The following is a 19,756-nucleotide window of genomic DNA, read 5'->3' as shown; positions in this document are numbered from 1 at the left end:
GCGTGAGCCTGCCGACTGGGGTTGGATCGAACCCATGTGCGGCCTCTCCGGCGAGATCAGGTTCGACGGCTCCCTGGCCGACACCACCGCGGTCGCGCGGATGGTCGAGGCACTGGTCCCCCGCGGACCGGACGGCCAGGGCCAGTGGAGCGCCGGACGCGTCGCGTTCGGCCACCGGCGGCTGTCGGTCATCGACCTGTCCCCCAGCGGCTCCCAGCCGATGGTCGACAGCGAGCTGGGCCTCGAGGCGGTGTTCAACGGCTGCATCTACGACTACAAGGAGCTGCGCGCCGAGCTCGAGGGCCACGGCTACCGCTTCTTCTCCACCAGCGACACCGAGGTCCTGCTCAAGGGCTACCACCACTGGGGCGTGGACTTCGTCGACCACCTGCACGGCATGTTCGTCGTGGTCATCCACGAGCGCGACACCGGCCGCGTGGTCATGGCCCGCGACCGGCTGGGCATCAAGCCGCTCTACCTCGCCGAGACGCCGGGACGGCTCCGGTTCGCCTCGTCGCTGCCCGCGCTGCTGCGCGCCGGCGACGTCGACACCTCCATCGACCCCGTCGCGCTGCACCACTACCTCACCTGGCACGCCGTCGTCCCCGCGCCGCGCACGCTGCTCAACGGCGTCCGCAAGCTGCCGCCGGCGACCGTGCGGGTGATCGAGGCCGACGGCAGCAGCCGCGAGCACCGCTACTGGGAGCCCACCTACGAGCGCCGCCCGGAGCACGAGCGCTGGTCGGCGCGCGACTGGGAGGACGCGATCGAGGAGGCGCTGCGGGTCGCCGTCCGCCGTCGGCTGGTCTCCGACATCCCGGTCGGCGTCCTGCTCTCCGGCGGCCTGGATTCCAGCCTCATCGTCGGCCTGCTCGCCCAGGAGGGGCAGACGGGGCTGGCCACCTACTCGATCGGCTTCGAGACCGTCGGCGGTCACGCGGGCGACGAGTTCCGCTACTCCGACGTCATCGCCGAGCGGTTCGAGACCGACCACCACCGCATCCGGGTGTCCTCCGACGAGCTCGCCGCGGCGCTGGGCCACGCGATCGGCGCGATGGCCGAGCCGATGGTCAGCCACGACGTCGTCGCGTTCGACCTGCTCTCCGAGCGGGTCAGCCAGACGATCCGGGTGGTGCAGTCCGGCCAGGGCGCCGACGAGGTCTTCGCCGGCTACCACTGGTACCCACCGCTGGCCGACGTCGGCCGCGAGGAGGCCGTCGAGCGGTACGCGAGGGCGTTCTTCGACCGCGGACCGCAGGACATGCGGGCGCTGGTCGGCGAGCGGTACGCCCTCGACGGCGACCCGAGCCTGGAGTTCGTCCGCGACCACATGTCCCGGGCGGGCGCGCAGACCGCCGTCGACGCCGCCCTGCGCCTCGACAGCGAGGTCATGCTCGTCGACGACCCGGTCAAGCGGGTGGACAACATGTCCATGGCCTGGGGCCTGGAGGCCCGGGTGCCCTTCCTCGACCACGACCTGGTGGAGCTGGCCGCCGCCTGCCCGCCGGAGCTCAAGCTCGCCGACGGCGGCAAGGGCGTGCTCAAGGCGCTCGGGCGCCGGATCGTCCCGCCGGAGGTCATCGACCGGCCCAAGGGCTACTTCCCGGTGCCGGCGATCACCCACCTCGAGGGCAAGGTGCTCGGCCTGGTCAGGGACGCCCTGTCCAGCGAGGCCGCCCGCGAGCGGGCGCTGTTCCGGCCCGAGTACGTCTCCCGGCTGCTCGACGACCCCAACGGCGAGCTCACGCCGCTGCGCGGCAACAAGCTCTGGCAGCTCGGGCTGGTGGAGCTCTGGCTGCAGAGCCACGGGGTCTGAGGAGGTCCCGTGGCCCCGCCCCGGCTCGCCGGACTCCGCCGCCGCTCGACCGCGGCGCACCCGACCCCCGACCTGACGCGGCGCAGCTGGCAGAAGCCCTCCGAGCGCGAGCTCGCAGGGATGGACACCGACGTCGTCCTCGACCTCGCGTGGGGCCGGCTGGTGTTCGGCCAGACCTTCGCCGAGATGCGCCGCATCCTCGACGCCCTGCGGGACGAGGGGTCCGGCCGGCGCGACATCTGCATCTACGCGCGCGACCCGCACGTGCTCGTCGGCCTGGCCCCCGACGAGCTGTTCATCGACCCCAGCTACACCTACCGGCTCGACCTCCACCGCTACCGCGCCCGGCCCGAGCTCATCCGCGGCGTCTTCGTCCGCACGGTGACCGCGCTGGAGGAGATGCAGGCGATCAACGAGATCTACGCCCGCAACGGCATGGTGACCGGCGACCCCGAGACCATGTGGGCCAACCACCGGACCCGTTCCTTCACCTACCTGGTCGCCGAGGACCGGCGCACCCGCCAGATCGTCGGCACCGTCACCGGCGTCGACCACGTGCTCGCCTTCGGCGACCCGGAGGGCGGGACCAGCCTGTGGTGCCTGTCCGTGGACGCGCAGACCGCGCCCGCGGGCACCGGCGAGGCGCTGGTGCGGGTGCTCGCGGAGCGCTACGTCGGCCGCGGCCGCTCCTACGTGGACCTCTCGGTCATGCACGACAACGCCGCGGCCATCGCGCTGTACCGCAAGCTCGGCTTCGCCCGCGTGCCGGTCCTCTGCGTCAAGCGCAAGAACCCGATCAACACACCGCTGTTCGCCGCCCGCCCGGCGGGCCTCGAGCAGCTCAACCCCTACGCGCGCATCGTCGCCGACGAGGCGCTGCGCCGCGGCATCCGCGTCGAGGTCACCGACGCCGAGTTCGGCGAGCTGCGGCTGTCGCTGGGCGGGCGGCAGGTCCTCACCCGCGAGTCGCTGTCGGAGTTCACCACCGCCGTCGCGATGAGCCGCTGCGACGACAAGCGGGTGACCCGCCGCATCGTCGAGGACGCCGGCGTGCGCGTGCCCCGCGGCGTCACCGTCCCCGAGGACGACCCCGGCCCGGCCCGCGAGCTGCTCGCCGAGTGCGGGCAGCTGGTGGTCAAGCCCGCCCGCGGCGAGCAGGGCAAGGGCATCACCGTCGGCGTGACGACGTCCGAGGAGCTCGACCGCGCCGTCGCCGCCGCCCGGCTGTTCTGCCCCGACGTGCTCGCCGAGGAGCTCGTCCCGGGCGAGGACCTGCGGGTGGTGGTCATCGACCACGAGGTCGTCGCCGCCGCGGTGCGCCGGCCGGCCGAGGTGGTCGGCGACGGCCGCCGCACCGTCACCGACCTGGTGCGCGCCGCCAGCCGGCGGCGCGAGCGCGCGACCGGCGGCGAGTCGCGCATCCCGCTCGACGACACCACCGCCGACGTCGTCCGCGCCGCCGGCCACGCGATGGACGACGTCCTGCCCGACGGCGCGCGGCTGCAGGTGCGGCGGACGGCGAACCTGCACACCGGCGGCACGATCGAGGACGTCACCGACCGGCTGCACCCCGACGTCGCCGAGGCGGCGGTGCGGGCCAGCCGCGCGATCGGCATCCCGGTCACCGGCATCGACTTCCTGGTGCCCGACGTCGAGGGTCCCGACGCGGTGTTCGTCGAGGCGAACGAGCGCCCCGGCCTGGCCAACCACGAGCCGCAGCCCACCGCCGCCCGCTTCGTCGACCTGCTCTTCCCGGAGACCCGCAGCCGGTAGCGCGGACACCGGAAGTCTGCTTCACTGGTTGGTGGGAGGGGAGTATCCCCGCAGCGCTCCCGTCGTCAGGACGGCCCCGTGGGAGGGGTCCGGCGGAGCGGGCCCCGCGTGGGCCGGGAGAGACCTCCGGTTGGTGCACCACCGACTGGAGGCGTGTCCGTGGACGTCCCCTTCTGGCTCTGGCTCGCCGTGCTCGGCCTCATCGTCGGCATGCTGGCCGTCGACCTCTTCGCCCACCGCCGCGCGCACGTCATCGGCGTGCGCGAGGCCGCCGCGTGGTCGGTCGTGTGGGTGCTCATCGGCGTCGGCTTCGGCGCCTGGGTGTGGGCGACCTACGGCGCCGAGCTCGGCCAGCAGTACTACGCCGGCTACCTGATCGAGAAGTCGCTCGCCGTCGACAACGTGTTCGTGTGGGCGATCGTCTTCACGTTCTTCGCCGTGCCCCGGGAGTACCAGCACCGGGTGCTGTTCTTCGGCGTGCTCGGCGCCCTGGTCCTGCGCGGCGCGTTCATCGCCGGCGGCGCCGCGCTCATCGAGAGCTTCGAGTGGGTGCTCTACCTGTTCGCCGCGTTCCTGCTGGTCACCGGGTACCGGATGCTGCGGCAGCGCGACGAGCACGTCGACCCCTCCCGGTCGCGGACGCTGCGGCTGTTCCGCCGGTTCGTGCCGATGACCGACGCCTACCACGGCCAGCGGTTCCTGGTCCGCCGCGGCGGCGTCCTGCTGGCCACTCCCCTGCTCGCCGTGCTGGTGCTCGTCGAGGTCACCGACGTCGTGTTCGCCGTCGACTCGATCCCGGCGATCTTCGCCGTCACCGACGAGCCGTTCCTCGTCTTCACCGCCAACGCCTTCGCGATCCTGGGCCTGCGGGCGATGTACTTCCTGCTCGCCGACCTGATCCACCGCTTCGTGTACCTCAAGACCGGGTTGGCCCTGGTGCTCGTGTGGGTGGGCGTCAAGATGCTGCTCAAGATCGACGTCTACTACATCCCGACCACCGTGAGCCTCGCGGTGATCGCCACCATCCTCGCCGTCTCGGTGTGGGCCAGCCTGCGCGCCACCCGCGGTGAGGGGCGCCGCGCCGTCGAGGCGCCGGCCACTCCCCCGTTCCGCGTGGCCACCGACGACGAGCTGGCCGAGGTCGAGCCGCTGTGGCGGCGGCGCCGCGCCCGGCGCGACACCCCGGAGCCGGCCGGCACCCCCTGACCGGATCACCGGCCCAGGCATTGGAAGCTCTCCCCACGTCCTCGGCCCCGAGACGTGGGGAGAGCTTCCTATGCCTGCAAGGGGTGGGCGCGTGGGATACCTGCTGGCCGCGGTCGGCGGTGCCGTGGGCGCGCTGGCCCGCTGGGGCGTGTCGGCGGCCCTCCCCGTCCGGGACGGCGGCTGGCCCTGGGCGACGCTGCTGGTCAACCTCACCGGCTGCCTGCTCATCGGCGTGCTGCTCGGCGCCCTCGCCCGCCGCTCCCCCGAGCCGGCGTGGGCCCGGCCGTTCCTCGCCGTCGGCGTCCTCGGCGGCTACACCACCTGGTCGGCCTTCGCCGTCGAGGTCGTGGCGCTCACCGACGCCGGGGCCGTGGCGACGGCGGCCGGCTACCTGCTCGCCTCCGTCCTCGGCGGGGTGCTCGCCGTGGCCGCTGGCGTGCGGGTGGCGCGGCGGGGACGCCCGTGACGCCGCTGCTCGTCGTCGCCGGTGCGCTGGCCGGCGCGCCGCTGCGGCTGCTGGCCACCCGGCTGGCCGCCCGCGCCGGCCGCGACCCCGCGCTCGGCACGCTGGCGGTCAACGTCGCGGGCGGTGCCGTCCTCGGGGTGCTGCTCGGGCTGGGCGGGGTGCCGGGCTGGGTGCTCGCGCTGGTCGGCACCGGGTTCTGCGGCACGCTCACCACCTTCTCCACCCTCGGCGCCGACGTCGTGCGGCTGGTGGAGGAGCGCACGCTCGGCCGCGCGGTGGGCTACCTCGCCGCCACCCTCGTGCTCGGCCTCGCCGCGGCCGCGGCCGGCTGGCTGCTGGCCGGGGGTGCCACCGCGACGCCGTCTGGTTAGGGTCGGAACCGGTATGGCCGGAGCAGACGCGGGAGACGTGCAGGCGGACAGCCCGGTCGTCGTGGTGGCCAACCGGCTGCCGGTCGACCAGGTCACCGACCCCGACGGGACGACGCGCTGGCAGCGCAGTCCCGGCGGGCTGGTGACCGCGCTGGAGCCGTTCGTGGCCGGGCGCGGCGGGGCCTGGGTCGGCTGGTCGGGCACCGCCGGCGAGGCGCCCGAGCCCTTCGAGTCCGGCGGGATCTCGCTGGTCCCGGTCGAGCTCTCCGAGGAGGAGGTCGACCGCTACTACGAGGGCATGTCGAACGCCTCGCTGTGGCCGCTGTACCACGACGTGGTCGAGAAGCCGGAGTACCACCGCACCTGGTGGGACACCTACGTGCAGGTCAACAAGCGCTTCGCCGACCGGACCGCCGAGGTCGCCGCCGAGGGCGCCATCGTCTGGGTGCACGACTACCAGCTGCAGCTGGTCCCGGCGATGCTGCGCCAGCGCCGTCCCGACCTCACGATCGGCTTCTTCCTGCACATCCCGTTCCCGCCCTACGAGCTGTTCACCCAGCTGCCGTGGCGCTCGGCGATCGTCGAGGGGCTGCTCGGCGCCGACCTCGTCGGCTTCCAGCTGCCGAGCGCGGCGGCGAACTTCGTCCAGCTCGCCCGGCGGCTGCACGAGCTGCCCACCCGCGGCGCGACCATCGAGTACGACGGCCGGGTGGTGACCGCGCGGGCGTTCCCCATCTCCATCGACGTCGCCGCCTTCGACCGGCTGGCGAACTCACCGGAGGTCCTGGCCCGGGCCAAGGAGATCCGCACCGAGCTCGGCGACCCGGAGAAGATGATCCTGGGCGTCGACCGGCTCGACTACACCAAGGGCATCAGCGTCCGGCTCAACGCCTTCCAGGAGCTGCTGGAGGACGGCGCGGTCGAGGCGCCCGGCACCGTGCTGGTCCAGGTGGCCACGCCCAGCCGGGAGCGGGTCGAGCACTACGTGCACATGCGGGAGACCATCGAGCAGCAGGTCGGGCACATCAACGGCGTGTTCGGCTCGATCGGCGGGCCGGCGGTGCACTACTTCAACCAGTCGATGCCGCGCGAGGAGCTCGCCGCCCTCTACCGCGCCGCCGACGTCATGCTCGTGACGCCCTACCGCGACGGCATGAACCTGGTCGCCAAGGAGTACGTGGCCGCCCGCAGCGACCTCGGCGGCACGCTGGTCCTGTCGGAGTTCGCCGGCGCCGCCGCCGAGTTCCGGCAGGCCTTCCTGGTCAACCCGCACGACATCACGGGCGTGAAGAACCAGCTGCTGCGGGCGCTGCGCGCCGAGCCGGCCGAGGCCGCCCGCCGGATGCGCGCCATGCGGCGGCACCTGGTCAAGCACGACCTCGACCACTGGGCGTCGTCGTTCTTCGACGCCCTGCGCGCGCAGGCGTGAGCGCCGTCCCGGCCGGTCTCGCCGCGGCGCTGACCGAGCTGGCCGCCCGCCGGCCGCTGCTGGTGGCCACCGACTACGACGGCGTCCTCGCCCCGCTGGTCGACGACCCCTCGGCCGCGGTCCCCTCCCCCGGCGTCGACGAGGCCCTGGCCCGCGTCGCCGCGGCCGCGGGGGTCACCGTCGCGCTGGTGAGCGGGCGCGGCGTCGACGACCTGCGGCGGGTCAGCGGCCTCGCCGGCCCCTACCGGTTCGTCGGCAGCCACGGCGCCGAGTACGGCGGCCCGCTGACCGGCGAGCTGGCCGGCCGCCGCGACGCGGTCGCCGAGCGGATGGCCCCCCTGGTCGCCGCCGTCCCCGGGGCCCGGCTGGAGGTCAAGCCGGCCAGCGTCGCCGTGCACGTGCGGCAGGTCGCCGACCGGGCCGCGGCCGCCGCGCTGCTGGCGGAGGCCGGTGCGGCGGCGGATCCGTCACTGACGCAGAAGCCCGGCAAGGACGTGCTCGAGCTCGCCGTCACCGACGCCGACAAGGGCAGTGCCGTCACCCGGCTGCGGGAGGACCTCGGCGCCGCCGCCGTCGTCTACCTCGGCGACGACGTCACCGACGAGGACGCCTTCCGCCGGCTCGGGCCCGCCGACGTCGGGGTCAAGGTCGGCGACGGCGAGACGGCCGCGGGGCACCGGGTCACCGACCCCGCCGCCGCGGTCGCCGTCCTCCGGCTGCTCGCCGACCTGCTCGGCTGACCCGTACGCGGCGCGTCGCGTCACCCGCCCGGGTGACCGGCGGGCCCTCGCGCCGCCACCGCTCCCCCGCCGGTCGACACGTCGACGGCTCCTCCCCCGCCACCTGCGCGGACACGCCCGCCGCACCCCGCCGCCGGCCGGTCGCCCGAGCCGGCCGGTCGACCTGACGACGGCGACGCGGGCGGTCACCGTCCGCCGCGCAACGATCCGTCCGACCGTGCCCCGCGCGCCGCGGCGGGACGCGGCGCGGGCCCCACCATTCCCCCTGCACGCCAGTCACACCCGTCGCAGCGTGCACAGGAAGCCCAGGAGGCCCCACGTGAACGCCGCGTCCCGCCCGCGCACCGGCCCCGCCGGCTGGTACGCCGACCGCCCGCTGTCGGTCAAGTTCGGCGCCCTGGTCGCCGTCGGCACGCTGTCCCTCGGCGGGCTGCTGGGCTCGACCGTCCTGGGCAACGCCGCCATCCGGGACGCCCAGCACGACGCCGAGGCGCTCGACCGCGCCCAGGTGCTGGTCCTGCAGCTCGACACCCGGGCCAGCGAGCTCAAGGTCGACGGCTTCAAGGCCGTGGTGCGGGAGGACCCGGCCGAGCAGCTCGCCGAGCTCGCCGAGGACGTCGCCACCCCCGAGGCGATGCTCGAGGAGCTCGCCACCGCGGAGCTGACCGGGGACGCCGCCGCGGCCGTGGCCGAGCTGGAGGGGACCTACGGCGAGTACACGGCCGCCATCAGCGCGTTCGTCGACCGCGCCGTCGCCGACCAGGCCGGCGCCCGGGCGGACTGGGAGGGCATCCAGGCCGCCAACGACCTCACCGACGACGCCGTCGGCGCCGCGGTGGACACCCTCGCGACCGAGTCGGCCGCCGCCACCGACGCGATGGAGGCGACCGTCTCGCGGTACGAGCGGATCGGCCTGCTCGTGGCGGTCGCCGGCTTCCTGCTGCTGGCCGGCCTCAGCTGGCTGACCGCCCGCTCGGTCATCCGTCCGGTGCGCAGCGTCCAGGCCTCCCTCGAGGCGCTGGCGGAGGGCGACCTGACCCGGGACAGCGGGGTGTCCTCGCGGGACGAGGTCGGCCGCATGGCCGACGCTCTGCACCGGGCGCAGGCCGGCCTGCGCGAGGTCATGGGCTCGGTCGCGTCCTCGGCGGACGCGGTCGCGGCCAGCTCGGAGGAGCTGAGCGCGTCCTCGGCGCAGATCTCCGCCTCGGCGGAGGAGACCTCCGCGCAGTCCGGGGTGGTGTCCGGTGCCGCCGAGGAGGTGTCCCGGTCGGTGCAGACGGTCGCCGCCGGTGCCGAGCAGATGGGCGCGTCCATCCGGGAGATCGCCACCAACGCCGCCGAGGCCTCCGCCGTCGCCGCCCGCGCCGTCACCGCCGCGGAGACCACCACCGCCACCGTCACCAAGCTCGGTGAGTCCTCCGTGGAGATCGGCAACGTGGTCAAGGTGATCACCTCCATCGCCGAGCAGACCAACCTCCTCGCGCTGAACGCGACCATCGAAGCCGCGCGCGCCGGGGAGGCCGGCAAGGGCTTCGCCGTGGTGGCCAACGAGGTCAAGGAGCTGGCCCAGGAGACGGCCAAGGCGACCGAGGACATCGCCCGCCGCGTGCAGGCCATCCAGGGCGACACCACGGCGGCGGTGACCGCGATCGGCGAGATCAGCTCGATCGTCGCCCAGATCTCGGACCGGCAGACCACCATCGCCAGCGCCGTCGAGGAGCAGACCGCGACGACGAGCGAGATGTCGCGGTCGGTGGCCGAGGCCGCGCAGGGGTCGGGGCAGATCGCGGACAACATCGCCGGGGTCTCCGGTGCCGCCGACGCCACCACCCAGGCGCTCACCCAGACGCGCACCGCCGTCGACGAGCTCGCCCGGATGGCCGCCGACCTGCGCGCCGGCGTCGCCCGCTTCACGTACTGAGCGCACTCCTCCGGTCTCCGGGGACCATTCTCCGGAATGGTCGCCGACCCGGACAGCCGGGGAGAGAGAACGGGCCGGCGTCGTCGCCACGGTGACGGTTCCGGCCCGTTCTCGCGCGGGAAACCGCATGTCGACACGGCGTCCCGGCCTGCCCGGCACCAGGTGGGGCCGTGTCGACAAGGGTAGCTGAATGGCGCTCCGAAATGACCTGCCAGCCATTCTGCTCCGTGCCCGGATCGTTACCGACACACCATTTCCGGACGGAGACGGTCTCCATTCCCGTCCGCCACATTGGATGCACGACGGCGTGACCGACCGCGGCCGTTCCTCCCCGTTCCCCGACGGGCCCCACCTCGAGAGCAGGAGCTGATCCATGAGCACCGCCCGTACCGGCCGTTCCGGCGGCTGGTTCGCCGACCGCCCGGTCGCCGTCAAGATCGGCGCCGCCGTCGCCGTCCTCGCCCTCGTCGCCGTCGCGATGTCCGTCCTGGCCGTCACCCGGCTGTCCGCCGTGCAGGCCGCCGCGGTGCGGATCAACGGGAACGTCGGCACGCTGGCGGACCTCGCCGACATCCAGCGGTCCTGGCAGGGCGACCGCTCGCGCTACAACAGCTACGCCCTGGTCGACCCGCGCACCCGCGCCGAGCTCCGCACCGACCTCGCGGAGCGGCGGGAGACCCTCGAGGGTCAGCTCGACGCCTACGCCGAGGTGACGGTCAACCGGACCGCCTTCGACGAGTTCCGCAGCACCGTCGACGGCTACTACGCGGTGGCCGAGGGGCAGCTGCTGCCCGCCGCCGACGCCGGCGACCTGGCGAGGGCCGGTGCGGTCGTCGCCGGTCCGCTGCAGGACGCCTCTGACTCGATCATGGACCAGTACGCGGCCATGCAGGACCGGCGGGTCGCCGCCGGCCAGGCCGACACCGACGACGCGATCGCCACCGTCTCCTCGGCCACCACCACGCTGTGGCTCGCCCTGGCCGCCGGCATCGTCGTCGCCGGCGGGCTGACCGTCCTGGTCGTCCGGCGCCTGGTGGCCACGGTCCGCTCCGTGCAGCGCTCGGTCGAGGCGCTCGCCGAAGGCGACCTGACCGTCACGCCCGAGGTCCGCGGCCGCGACGAGCTGGGCCGGATGGCCGAGGCGCTCGGCGCCGCCCAGCAGAGCCTGCGTTCGGTGCTGTCGTCGGTGGCGTCCTCGGCCGACGCCGTGGCGGCCAGCTCGGAGGAGCTGAGCGCGTCCTCCGCGCAGATCTCCGCCTCGGCCGAGGAGACCTCCGCGCAGTCCGGGGTGGTGTCCGGTGCCGCCGAGGAGGTGTCCCGGTCGGTGCAGACGGTCGCCGCGGGTGCCGAGCAGATGGGGGCGAGCATCCGGGAGATCGCGACCAACGCCGCCGAGGCGTCGGCGGTGGCCGCCCGCGCCGTCACCGCCGCGGAGACCACCACCGCCACCGTCACCAAGCTCGGTGAGTCCTCCGTGGAGATCGGCAACGTGGTCAAGGTGATCACCTCCATCGCCGAGCAGACCAACCTGCTGGCGCTCAACGCCACCATCGAGGCCGCCCGGGCCGGGGAGGCCGGCAAGGGCTTCGCGGTGGTGGCCAACGAGGTCAAGGAGCTGGCCCAGGAGACGGCCAAGGCGACCGAGGACATCGCCCGGCGGGTGGAGGCGATCCAGAAGGACACCGGTGCGGCGGTGAGCGCGATCGGGGAGATCAGCACGATCGTGGCCCAGATCTCCGACCGGCAGACCACCATCGCCTCGGCGGTGGAGGAGCAGACCGCGACCACCGCGGAGATGTCGCGGTCGGTGGCCGAGGCCGCGCAGGGGTCGGGGCAGATCGCGGACAACATCGCCGGGGTCTCCGGTGCCGCCGACGCCACCACCCAGGCGCTGACCCAGACCCGGGTCGCCGTCGACGAGCTGTCCCGCATGGCGGCCGACCTGCGCACCGGCGTCGCCCGCTTCACCTACTAGGCGACGACCACCAGGCGACGACCGGGCGACACCGCCCCGTGGGGTGGCGGACTCACCTTGAGTCCGCCACCCCACCGCCGAAGACCCATCGGGGACCCCACGGCCCCCCGGCAGCAGCGAGAGAGAAGGCAACGGTGGACGGTCTGGACGACATCGTCGAGGAGTTCCTCGTCGAGAGCCACGAGAACCTCGACCAGCTCGACACGGACCTGGTCGCCCTCGAGCAGGAGCCCGACTCGCGCGAGCGGCTGTCGAGCATCTTCCGCACCATCCACACGATCAAGGGCACCAGCGGCTTCCTCGCCTTCGGCCGGCTCGAGGAGGTCACCCACGTCGGGGAGAACATGCTCTCCCGGCTGCGCGACGGCGTCCTCGCGCTGACCCCCGAGCGCACCAGCGTGCTGCTGCGGATGGTCGACACCGTCCGCTCCCTGCTGGCCTCCATCGAGGCCACCGGCGGCGAGGGCGGCGTGGACGTCTCCGCCGTCGTCGCGGAGATCAGCGCCGCGATGGAGGACCGGCCGGCGCCGGCCGCCGTCACCTCCCCCGCGCCGGCCGAGGTCGTCGAGACCCCCGAGGTCGTCGAGCCGGCGGTCGAGGCCCCCGAGCCCGCCGCCGAGCCCGTCGCCGAGGCCGCCGTCGAGGTGGTGCCGGACGAGCTGCCCGACGAGCACGCCGACGACGAGCACGGTGAGCACGGGGACGAGCACACCGACGGCGGTGCGCCCTCCGGTGCCGCCCGCCCGGAGGGGGCCGGAGGTCCGCAGGGCCGCCGGGGCGTGGCCGACTCGACGATCCGCGTCGACGTCGACCTGCTCGACTCGCTCATGCTGCTGGTCGGCGAGCTGGTGCTCACCCGCAACCAGATCGTCCAGTACGTGGGCCGCTCCACCGACACCGACCTGGTGCGCGCCTCGCAGCGGCTCAACCTCATCGCCAGCGAGCTGCAGGAGGGCGTCATGAAGACGCGCATGCAGCCGATCGACCACATCTGGTCCAAGCTGCCGCGCGTCGTCCGCGACCTCGGCATCCAGTGCGGCAAGACCGTCCGCCTGGAGATGGAGGGCCGGGACACCGAGCTCGACAAGACCCTGCTCGAGGCGGTCAAGGACCCGCTGACCCACCTGGTCCGCAACTCCGTCGACCACGGCATCGAGTCCCCCGACCGCCGCCGCGCCGCCGGCAAGCCCGCCGAGGGCGTGCTCACGCTGCGCGCCCGGCACGAGAGCGGCCAGGTCGTCGTCGAGGTCGCCGACGACGGCGCCGGCATCGACCCGGAGCGGATCGGCGCCAAGGCGCTCGAGCGCGGTCTGGTCACCGCCGAGCAGCTCGCCCGCACCAGCCCGCAGGACGTCCTGCAGCTGATCTTCCTGCCCGGCTTCTCCACCGCCGCCGCGGTCACCAACGTCTCCGGCCGCGGCGTCGGCATGGACGTGGTCAAGACCAACATCGAGGCCATCGGCGGCACCATCGAGGTCGAGTCCGAGCCCGGCCGCGGCACCGTCTGCCGGCTGCGCATCCCGCTGACCCTGGCGATCGTCCCGGCGCTGACCGTCGAGTGCGCCGGCGACCGCTACGCCATCCCGCAGATCAGCCTGCAGGAGCTGGTCAGCCTCGACGCCGAGAAGGCCGCCAACGCCGTCGAGGAGGTCGGCGGCGCACCGGTCTACCGGCTGCGCGGCGAGCTGCTGCCCCTCGTGCGGCTCACCGACGTCCTCGGCCTGGCCTCCGACCGCCACGACGGCCACGTCGTCATCGCGGTGCTGCGCTCCGAGGGCCGGCGCTTCGGCCTCGTCGTCGACCGGGTCATCAACACCGAGGAGATCGTCGTCAAGGCCGTCGGTGGCCAGCTCAAGGCGATCGGCCTCTACTCCGGCGCCACCGTCCTCGGCGACGGCGCCGTGGCGCTGATCCTCGACGTGCAGGCCCTGGCCCGCCGGGCGCTGCGCACCGAGACCACCGAGCGGCAGGAGGCCCGCCAGGCCGCCGCGCGCACCGCCGCCGTCGAGACCGAGCGGCAGCGGATGCTGCTCGCCGCGATCGGCGAGGGCCGGCGGGTGGCCATCCCGCTGGACACCGTCACCCGCCTCGAGCAGGTGCGCGCCGACGCCGTCGAGCGGGTGGGCAACCGCGAGGTGGTGCAGTACCGCGGCGCAATCCTGCCGATCGTGCGCCTCGACCGGCACCTGGGCGCCTACGGCGGCAGCGACCGGGAGGTGCTCGAGGTGATCGTCTACAGCGACCACGGCCGCAGCGTGGCGATCGTCGTCGAGGAGATCCTGGACATCGTCGACGGCGGTGCCGCGGTGCGCAGCGACATCGACGACCTGGGCCTGCTCGGCTCGGCCGTCCTGGGCGACCGGGTGACCGAGCTGCTCGACGTCCGCGCGGCCATCCTCGCCGCCGACCCGGCCTTCTACGCCGCCGACCACCCCTCCCCCACCGCCCTGCTGGAGGCCTGACGTGACGAGCGCGACCGACACCCCGACCCGGGCCGCCAGCGGGCAGCTGGCCACCTTCCGGCTCGACGGCGACCTCTACGGCGTCGAGGTCGAGCACGTGCAGGAGGTGCTGCGCAGCCAGAAGCTGACCCGGGTGCCGCTGGCGCCCCCCGCCGTCGCCGGGCTGATCAACCTGCGCGGGCAGGTGGTGACCGCGATCGAGCTGCGCGAGCGGCTGGGCCGCCCGCCGCGGCCGGCCGGCACCGACGCCGTCGTCATCGTGGTGCGGCTGCACGGTGAGGCGGTGAGCCTGCTGGTCGACTCGATCGCCGACGTCGTCGACGTCGACGCCGCCGACTTCGAGGCCCCGCCGGACACCCTCGACGGGCAGGCCCGGGAGCTGATCCGCGGCGCCTACAAGCTCGACGGCACGCTGCTGCTGGCGCTCGACGTGCAGAAGGCCGTCGGTTCGTAGCGGAGCGTCACCGCCTCCTCACCTGACCGGTCCCGACACGCGGCCGTCACCCTCCGCCTCTCCGGCGATCGGGTGACGGCCGCGTGGCGTCGCGGCGTGATCACCCCCAGCATGGGCGGGCCGTCCGTGTCCGGACGGTGCCGTCGGAGGGGGAGACGTGCCGTACTCGCTGGTCAGTGCCGCGACGCTGGGGTTCGACCTGGTGCGCCTGCCCGGTGGCCGCGCCGCCGCCGACGTGCTCCTCACCGGCCTGACCGCCGGGCCGGGCGGGCTGGCCGCCCTGGCCGACGCCTCCCGCACCGGCCACGCCGACCGCGAGCAGCGCGCCGTGCTGGCCGTGCGCGCCCGGCGGGCCCGCGAGCTGGCCGCCGCCGTCCCGCAGCTGCGCTCGGTCACCCCGGGTGCGGGGGACCGCACCGCGGTCCTCGTCGCCCAGCTCGAGCGCGGCACCATCGGCACGGCCGCCGCCGTCGAGCGGGTGCTGCGCGAGGACGTCCTCGGGCCCGAGCACGCCGCCTTCCTCCAGGCCGACGACGACGTCCGGGAGCTGGCCGCCGAGGTGCTGGCCGACGCCGTGGTGGGGGAGTGGGCCGCCGGGGTGCTGCCGCCGCTGGTCCGCCGCGAGCTCGTCGCGCCGTTCACCGCCGCCGTCCCCGACGCGGCCACCCGCGGCGCCGACGCCGACCTCGGCCCGGCCACGCCCGAGCTCTGCTCGCTGCTGGCGACCTTCGCCGGGCTGGACGCCCGCGGCCGGGAGCGCTGGCGCAGCGCCGTCGACGACGGCCGTGCCGAGCAGCGCCCGTGGGCCACCGCCATGCACGAGGCCTCGTGGGCCGCGCACGTCTCCGGCCGCACCCGCACGCTGGCCACCGCCCAGCTGCTCGCCGTCCGCGCGTTCGCCGACGGCGGCTTCGACGCCCGCGACGGCGCCTCCGGCTCGTGGAACGCCCTCGCCGGCGTCGTCCAGGGGCTGACGATGGGCGACCTGCTCGACGGCGGCGCCCTCGACGTCCTCCTGGCTCCCTGGCACCGCGTCACCTCCCGCTGAGGAGGGGCCGGGGCGCCGGCTCACCGTTGATCATCGGCTCGCTGCCGCCGACACGGGACGACCCGCCGCCGCGAGCGGCAACGAGGCGGTGATCGACCGGCGGCCGCATCGGGTCGGCGCAGGTCAGCCCCCCTGCGGCACTGGACGGGTGCGGCGCGGCGCGGTCGACATGTGCCCGACCGCCCGCCGGTGACCGCCCGGCGCCGTAACGGTTGCGCGCCCCGCGTCAACACGACCGGTGGGACGGCCGACAACTCCTGGGACAGGCGGTGCGCGTGGGACGCCGGGTGACCCCCGGATCCGACCCGCCGCTGCCGAGAACCCGGTGAACGGCCCTCCGCGGCCGGACGCCGCCGGAGCAGGAGGACGTGTGGACCCGACACGGGTGCTGGTGGTCGACGACTCGGTCGTCGTCCGCAAGATCGTGACCGACGTGCTGTCCTCCGACCCCGCCATCGAGGTGGTCGGGACGGCGGTCAACGGGAAGCTCGCGCTGGGCAAGGTCGACCAGCTGCGCCCCGACCTGGTCACGATGGACATCGAGATGCCGGAGATGAACGGCATCGAGGCGGTGCGCGCCCTGCGGGCCGCCCGCAACCGCGTGCCGATCGTCATGTTCAGCACGCTGACCGAGCGCGGCGCCGCGGCCACCCTGGACGCCCTCTCGGCCGGCGCCAACGACTACGTGACCAAGCCGGCCAACGTCGGCAGCGTCGCCGCGTCGATGGAGAGCGTGCGCGAGCAGCTCATCCCCCGGATCAAGGCCCTCACCGGCCGCCCGGTGACGAGCCCGACGCGGCCCGCGGCCGCCCCGGTCGCCCCCCGCACCCCGGCGCCCCGCACCGCCGCGCACAAGGCCCCGGCCGTGCTGGTGATCGGCTCCTCGACCGGTGGCCCGGAGGCCCTCGCGCGGGTGCTGCCGGCGCTGCCGGCGGGCCTGCCGGTGCCGGTCCTGGTGGTGCAGCACATGCCGCCGGTGTTCACCCGCCAGTTCGCCCAGCGCCTCGACCGGCTGTCGGCGCTGCGCGTCGTCGAGGCCGTCGACGGCTCGCCGCTGCTGCCCGGCACCGTCCACCTCGCCCCCGGCGACCACCACCTCACCGTGCGCGGCAGCGGCCGCGGCGCGACGACGGTGCTCTCGCAGGGCCCGCCGGAGAACTTCTGCCGGCCCGCCGTCGACCCGCTGTTCCGCTCGGCCGTCACCGCCTACGACGGCGCGGTCCTGTCGGTGGTGCTCACCGGCATGGGCTCCGACGGGCGGGAGGGCGCGAGCGCCGTCCGCGACGCCGGCGGCACCGTCGTCGTCCAGGACCAGGCCACCTCCGTCGTCTGGGGGATGCCCGGCGCCGTCGCCTCGGCCGGCCTGGCCGACGAGGTGCTGCCCCTCGACCGCATCGCCGAGGCGATCACCCGCCACCTGGCGCGCGCCGTGCCGCACGCCCCGGCGTTGCCCGCCCTCGCGAGGGGAGCCCTCCGATGACCCTGACCGCCACCCGCTTCGACTGGGTGCGCCAGCTGGTGCACCGGGAGAGCGCGATCGTGCTCGCCCCGGGCAAGGAGTACCTCGTCGAGGCCCGGCTGCTGCCGCTGGCCCGCAGGATGGGCCTGTCCGACGTCGACCAGCTCGTCGACGCCGTCCGCAGCCGCCCGCGGCCGGACGACACCCGGCAGATCGTCGAGGCGCTCACCACCAACGAGACGTCGTGGTTCCGCGACGGCGACCCGTTCACCGGACTGACCTCGACCGTGCTGCCCGCGCTGCAGGCCGCCCGCGGCCCGGCCGAGCGGCTGCAGATCTGGTCGGCGGCCTGCTCCAGCGGCCAGGAGCCCTACACGATCGCGATGCTGCTGGAGGACGCGCTGCCCGGCGCGGCCTCGCGGGTCACGATCACCGCCACCGACATCTCCCGCGAGATGGTCGAGCGGACCCGGGCCGGCCGGTTCAGCCAGCTCGAGGTCAACCGCGGCCTGCCCGCCCCGATGCTGGTCCGCCACTTCCAGCGGGCTGGCAGCGAGTGGGAGGTCGCCCCCGGCCTGCGCCGCATGGTCACCGCCCGCGAGTGCAACCTGGCCGCCCCGCTGCCGCGGATGGGCCCGTTCGACGTGGTCTACCTGCGCAACGTCCTCATCTACTTCGACCTGCCCACCAAGCAGGCGATCCTCCGCCGGGTCCGCGAGCTCATGCGCCCCGACGGCTGGCTGTTCCTCGGTGCCGCCGAGACCACCCTCGGCGTCGACGACTCCTGGAGCCGCGTCGTGCTCGGCCGGACCTCCGCCTACCGCCCGCTGAAGGGGGCATGACCGTGCGTGCTCTGGTGATCGACGACTCCCGCGCCATGCGGCGCATCGTGACCGGGATCCTCGAGGGCCTCGGCTACGAGACCCGGCAGGCCGGCCACGGGCAGGAGGCGCTCGACGTCCTGCACGAGGGCTGGACGCCGGACCTGTGCACCATCGACTGGAACATGCCGGTGATGGACGGCCTGCAGTTCGTCAACGCCGTCCGTGCCAACCCGGCCTGGCGCGCGGTGACCCTGGTGATGGTCACCTCCGAGAGCGAGCACGGCCAGATCGTGCGCGCGCTGGCCGCCGGCGCCCACGAGTACGTCATCAAGCCGTTCACCGCCGACGCCATCCGCGACAAGCTCGCGCTGCTCGGCCTGCTCCCGCAGGAGGTCGCGCTGTGAGCGCTCCCCGCGACACCGGGCTGCGCCGCCGCGCGAGCGACCGCCCGCCGGCCGTCGTCGACCTGCTCGACGAGGACACGCTGCTGCAGATCACCGAGCAGGCGTGGCTGGCCCTGGTGGGCGAGGACGAGGTGCTCGTCCCCCTGCCGGCGCCGCTGCCGGCCGACACCAGCAGCTCCTGGGTCGAGATCGTCGGCCCGTGGACCGGCGCCGTCGTGCTCACCTGCGGCCGCGACACCGCCACCGAGCTCACGCGGGCGCTGCTCGGCGAGCACGCCCCGGCGGTGCTCGAGGCCGAGGACGTCGACGACGCCCTCGGCGAGCTCGCCAACGTGGTGGGCGGCAACGTCAAGGCCGTCCTCCCCGGACCGTCCGTCCTCGGCCTGCCCGAGGTCGGCGCCACCCCACCCGCCGGCTCCGATGCCGACACCCGCCGCGTCGCCGTCCTGTGGCGCGGTCAGCCGCTGACCGTCTCCGTGCAGTCCCCCCTGCACACCGAGCGAGAGAACGAGGTGCCCCTGTGAAGATCCTGGTCGCCGACGACAGCCGCGTGATGCGGCAGATCGTCATCCGCACCCTGCGGCAGGCCGGTTACGACGACCACGAGGTCGTCGAGGCCGAGGACGGCCGCGACGGCTACGACAAGGTCCGGTCGGAGAACCCCGACCTGGTCCTGTCGGACTGGAACATGCCGAACATGACCGGCCTGGAGTTCCTGCAGGCGCTGCGCTCCTCCGGCTCGGCGGTGCCCTTCGGGTTCGTCACCTCCGAGGGGTCGGCCGAGATGCGGGAGAAGGCCGCCGACGCCGGCGCGCTGTTCCTCATCGCCAAGCCCTTCACCGAGGAGTCCTTCCGGGAGAACCTCGAGGGGGTGCTGTCGTGACCGCGCCCCTGACCGTCTCGCTGCCCGACGCCAAGGCCGTCAAGGACATGCTGTCGGGGCTGGTCGGCAAGCCGGTGGGCGTGACCCCCGGTGCCCCGGTCACGCCCACGGAGCGCGACCCGGTCTCGGTGGCGGTCTACGTCAGCCCCTCGATGGCCGTCAACGCCCTGTGCGTCATGGACCTGCCGCTGTCGGCCTGGACCGGCGGCGCGCTGGCCCTGCTGCCGCCCGGCGGCGTCCAGGACGCCGTCGAGGAGGACGGCGAGCTCACCGCGATGCTCGCCGAGGCCCTGCACGAGGTCGTCAACGTGCTCTCGGCGCTGTTCAACGTGCCCGGCGCGCCGCACTCGAAGCTCTACCGGCTGTACGTGCCGGGGGAGGACCTGCCCGGCGACGTCGCCGGGATGCTCGCCGCCTTCAACCGGCTCGACCTCGCCGTCGAGGTCCCCGGCTACGGCAGGGGCCGGCTCTCCCTCGTCGTCCCCTGACGACTCCCCGGGGCGGCGAGACCACGGTCCGCCGCCC

General features: G+C 74.5%; 18 protein-coding genes. All 18 read left to right on the top strand.

Features of this window, described 5'->3' with window-relative positions; translation table 11 throughout:
- The first annotated feature begins 34 nt into the window (after positions 1-34).
- The 18 genes from ACI780_RS04355 (at position 35) to ACI780_RS04270 (ending at position 19,719) form a co-directional block, all read left to right on the top strand.
- Entirely contained in the window at positions 35-1,816 is a 1,782-nt protein-coding gene (locus ACI780_RS04355) for an N-acetylglutaminylglutamine amidotransferase (RefSeq protein ID WP_457001020.1), read from the top strand.
- Between the two features lie 9 nt (positions 1,817-1,825).
- Positions 1,826-3,589 (top strand): N-acetylglutaminylglutamine synthetase, encoded by a 1,764-nt coding sequence (gene ngg, locus ACI780_RS04350; protein ID WP_457001018.1) that lies wholly within the window; start codon positions 1,826-1,828, stop codon positions 3,587-3,589.
- A 159-nt stretch (positions 3,590-3,748) separates the two neighbouring features.
- Positions 3,749-4,795 carry a TerC family protein gene (locus ACI780_RS04345; RefSeq protein WP_457001016.1) on the top strand — a complete coding sequence of 349 codons (1,047 nt, stop codon included), beginning with the start codon at positions 3,749-3,751 and terminating at the stop codon, positions 4,793-4,795.
- Positions 4,796-4,886: 91 nt separating this feature from the next.
- Positions 4,887-5,261 carry a fluoride efflux transporter CrcB gene (gene crcB / locus ACI780_RS04340; RefSeq protein ID WP_456871245.1) on the top strand — a complete coding sequence of 125 codons (375 nt, stop codon included), beginning with the start codon at positions 4,887-4,889 and terminating at the stop codon, positions 5,259-5,261.
- Complete coding sequence (locus tag ACI780_RS04335; RefSeq protein WP_457001013.1) at positions 5,258-5,632, top strand: fluoride efflux transporter FluC; 375 nt, start codon at positions 5,258-5,260, stop codon at positions 5,630-5,632. Before crcB ends, ACI780_RS04335 begins: the two co-directional genes overlap by 4 nt.
- Positions 5,633-5,669: 37 nt before the next feature.
- On the top strand, positions 5,670-7,061 hold the full coding sequence (locus ACI780_RS04330; protein WP_456871247.1) for an alpha,alpha-trehalose-phosphate synthase (UDP-forming): 1,392 nt from the start codon (positions 5,670-5,672) through the stop codon (positions 7,059-7,061).
- The gene (gene otsB / locus ACI780_RS04325) at positions 7,058-7,801 is read left to right on the top strand and encodes a trehalose-phosphatase (protein ID WP_456871248.1); all 744 of its coding nucleotides are present in this window, start codon (positions 7,058-7,060) and stop codon (positions 7,799-7,801) included. The genes ACI780_RS04330 and otsB overlap by 4 nt, the downstream gene beginning before the upstream one ends.
- Before the next feature lie 319 nt (positions 7,802-8,120).
- Positions 8,121-9,722, top strand: a complete 1,602-nt coding sequence (locus ACI780_RS04320) for a methyl-accepting chemotaxis protein (protein ID WP_457001010.1) — start codon at positions 8,121-8,123, stop codon at positions 9,720-9,722.
- A 373-nt stretch (positions 9,723-10,095) separates the two neighbouring features.
- Complete coding sequence (locus ACI780_RS04315; RefSeq protein ID WP_456871251.1) at positions 10,096-11,697, top strand: methyl-accepting chemotaxis protein; 1,602 nt, start codon at positions 10,096-10,098, stop codon at positions 11,695-11,697.
- Positions 11,698-11,831: 134 nt separating this feature from the next.
- Entirely contained in the window at positions 11,832-14,159 is a 2,328-nt protein-coding gene (locus tag ACI780_RS04310; protein WP_457001008.1) for a chemotaxis protein CheA, read from the top strand.
- Position 14,160: 1 nt separating this feature from the next.
- On the top strand, positions 14,161-14,613 hold the full coding sequence (locus ACI780_RS04305) for a chemotaxis protein CheW (RefSeq protein ID WP_457001006.1): 453 nt from the start codon (positions 14,161-14,163) through the stop codon (positions 14,611-14,613).
- A 157-nt stretch (positions 14,614-14,770) separates the two neighbouring features.
- Entirely contained in the window at positions 14,771-15,661 is an 891-nt protein-coding gene (locus ACI780_RS04300) for a hypothetical protein (RefSeq protein WP_457001004.1), read from the top strand.
- A 370-nt stretch (positions 15,662-16,031) separates the two neighbouring features.
- The gene (locus ACI780_RS04295) at positions 16,032-17,141 is read left to right on the top strand and encodes a protein-glutamate methylesterase/protein-glutamine glutaminase (protein WP_457001002.1); all 1,110 of its coding nucleotides are present in this window, start codon (positions 16,032-16,034) and stop codon (positions 17,139-17,141) included.
- Positions 17,138-17,962, top strand: coding sequence for a CheR family methyltransferase (locus tag ACI780_RS04290; RefSeq protein ID WP_456871632.1), 825 nt, complete (start codon positions 17,138-17,140; stop codon positions 17,960-17,962). Before ACI780_RS04295 ends, ACI780_RS04290 begins: the two co-directional genes overlap by 4 nt.
- Positions 17,959-18,348 (top strand): response regulator, encoded by a 390-nt coding sequence (locus ACI780_RS04285; RefSeq protein ID WP_456871633.1) that lies wholly within the window; start codon positions 17,959-17,961, stop codon positions 18,346-18,348. Before ACI780_RS04290 ends, ACI780_RS04285 begins: the two co-directional genes overlap by 4 nt.
- The gene (locus ACI780_RS04280) at positions 18,345-18,872 is read left to right on the top strand and encodes a chemotaxis protein CheX (RefSeq protein WP_457000999.1); all 528 of its coding nucleotides are present in this window, start codon (positions 18,345-18,347) and stop codon (positions 18,870-18,872) included. The genes ACI780_RS04285 and ACI780_RS04280 overlap by 4 nt, the downstream gene beginning before the upstream one ends.
- Entirely contained in the window at positions 18,869-19,231 is a 363-nt protein-coding gene (locus tag ACI780_RS04275) for a response regulator (RefSeq protein WP_089406307.1), read from the top strand. The genes ACI780_RS04280 and ACI780_RS04275 overlap by 4 nt, the downstream gene beginning before the upstream one ends.
- Entirely contained in the window at positions 19,228-19,719 is a 492-nt protein-coding gene (locus tag ACI780_RS04270; RefSeq protein WP_456871635.1) for a hypothetical protein, read from the top strand. The genes ACI780_RS04275 and ACI780_RS04270 overlap by 4 nt, the downstream gene beginning before the upstream one ends.
- Positions 19,720-19,756: the final 37 nt, after the last annotated feature.

Source organism: Geodermatophilus sp. SYSU D00814, assembly GCF_054050055.1.
This window is presented reverse-complemented; position numbering and strand designations above follow the sequence as displayed.

Bases quoted from the DNA above. Each gene is read 5' to 3' on its own strand.
- ACI780_RS04355 (WP_457001020.1), top strand. From the start codon at position 35: ATGTGCGGCCTCTCCGGCGAGATCAGGTTCGACGGCTCCCTGGCCGAC.
- ACI780_RS04315 (WP_456871251.1), top strand. From the start codon at position 10,096: ATGAGCACCGCCCGTACCGGCCGTTCCGGCGGCTGGTTCGCCGACCGC.
- ACI780_RS04290 (WP_456871632.1), top strand. From the start codon at position 17,138: ATGACCCTGACCGCCACCCGCTTCGACTGGGTGCGCCAGCTGGTGCAC.
- ACI780_RS04285 (WP_456871633.1), top strand. From the start codon at position 17,959: ATGACCGTGCGTGCTCTGGTGATCGACGACTCCCGCGCCATGCGGCGC.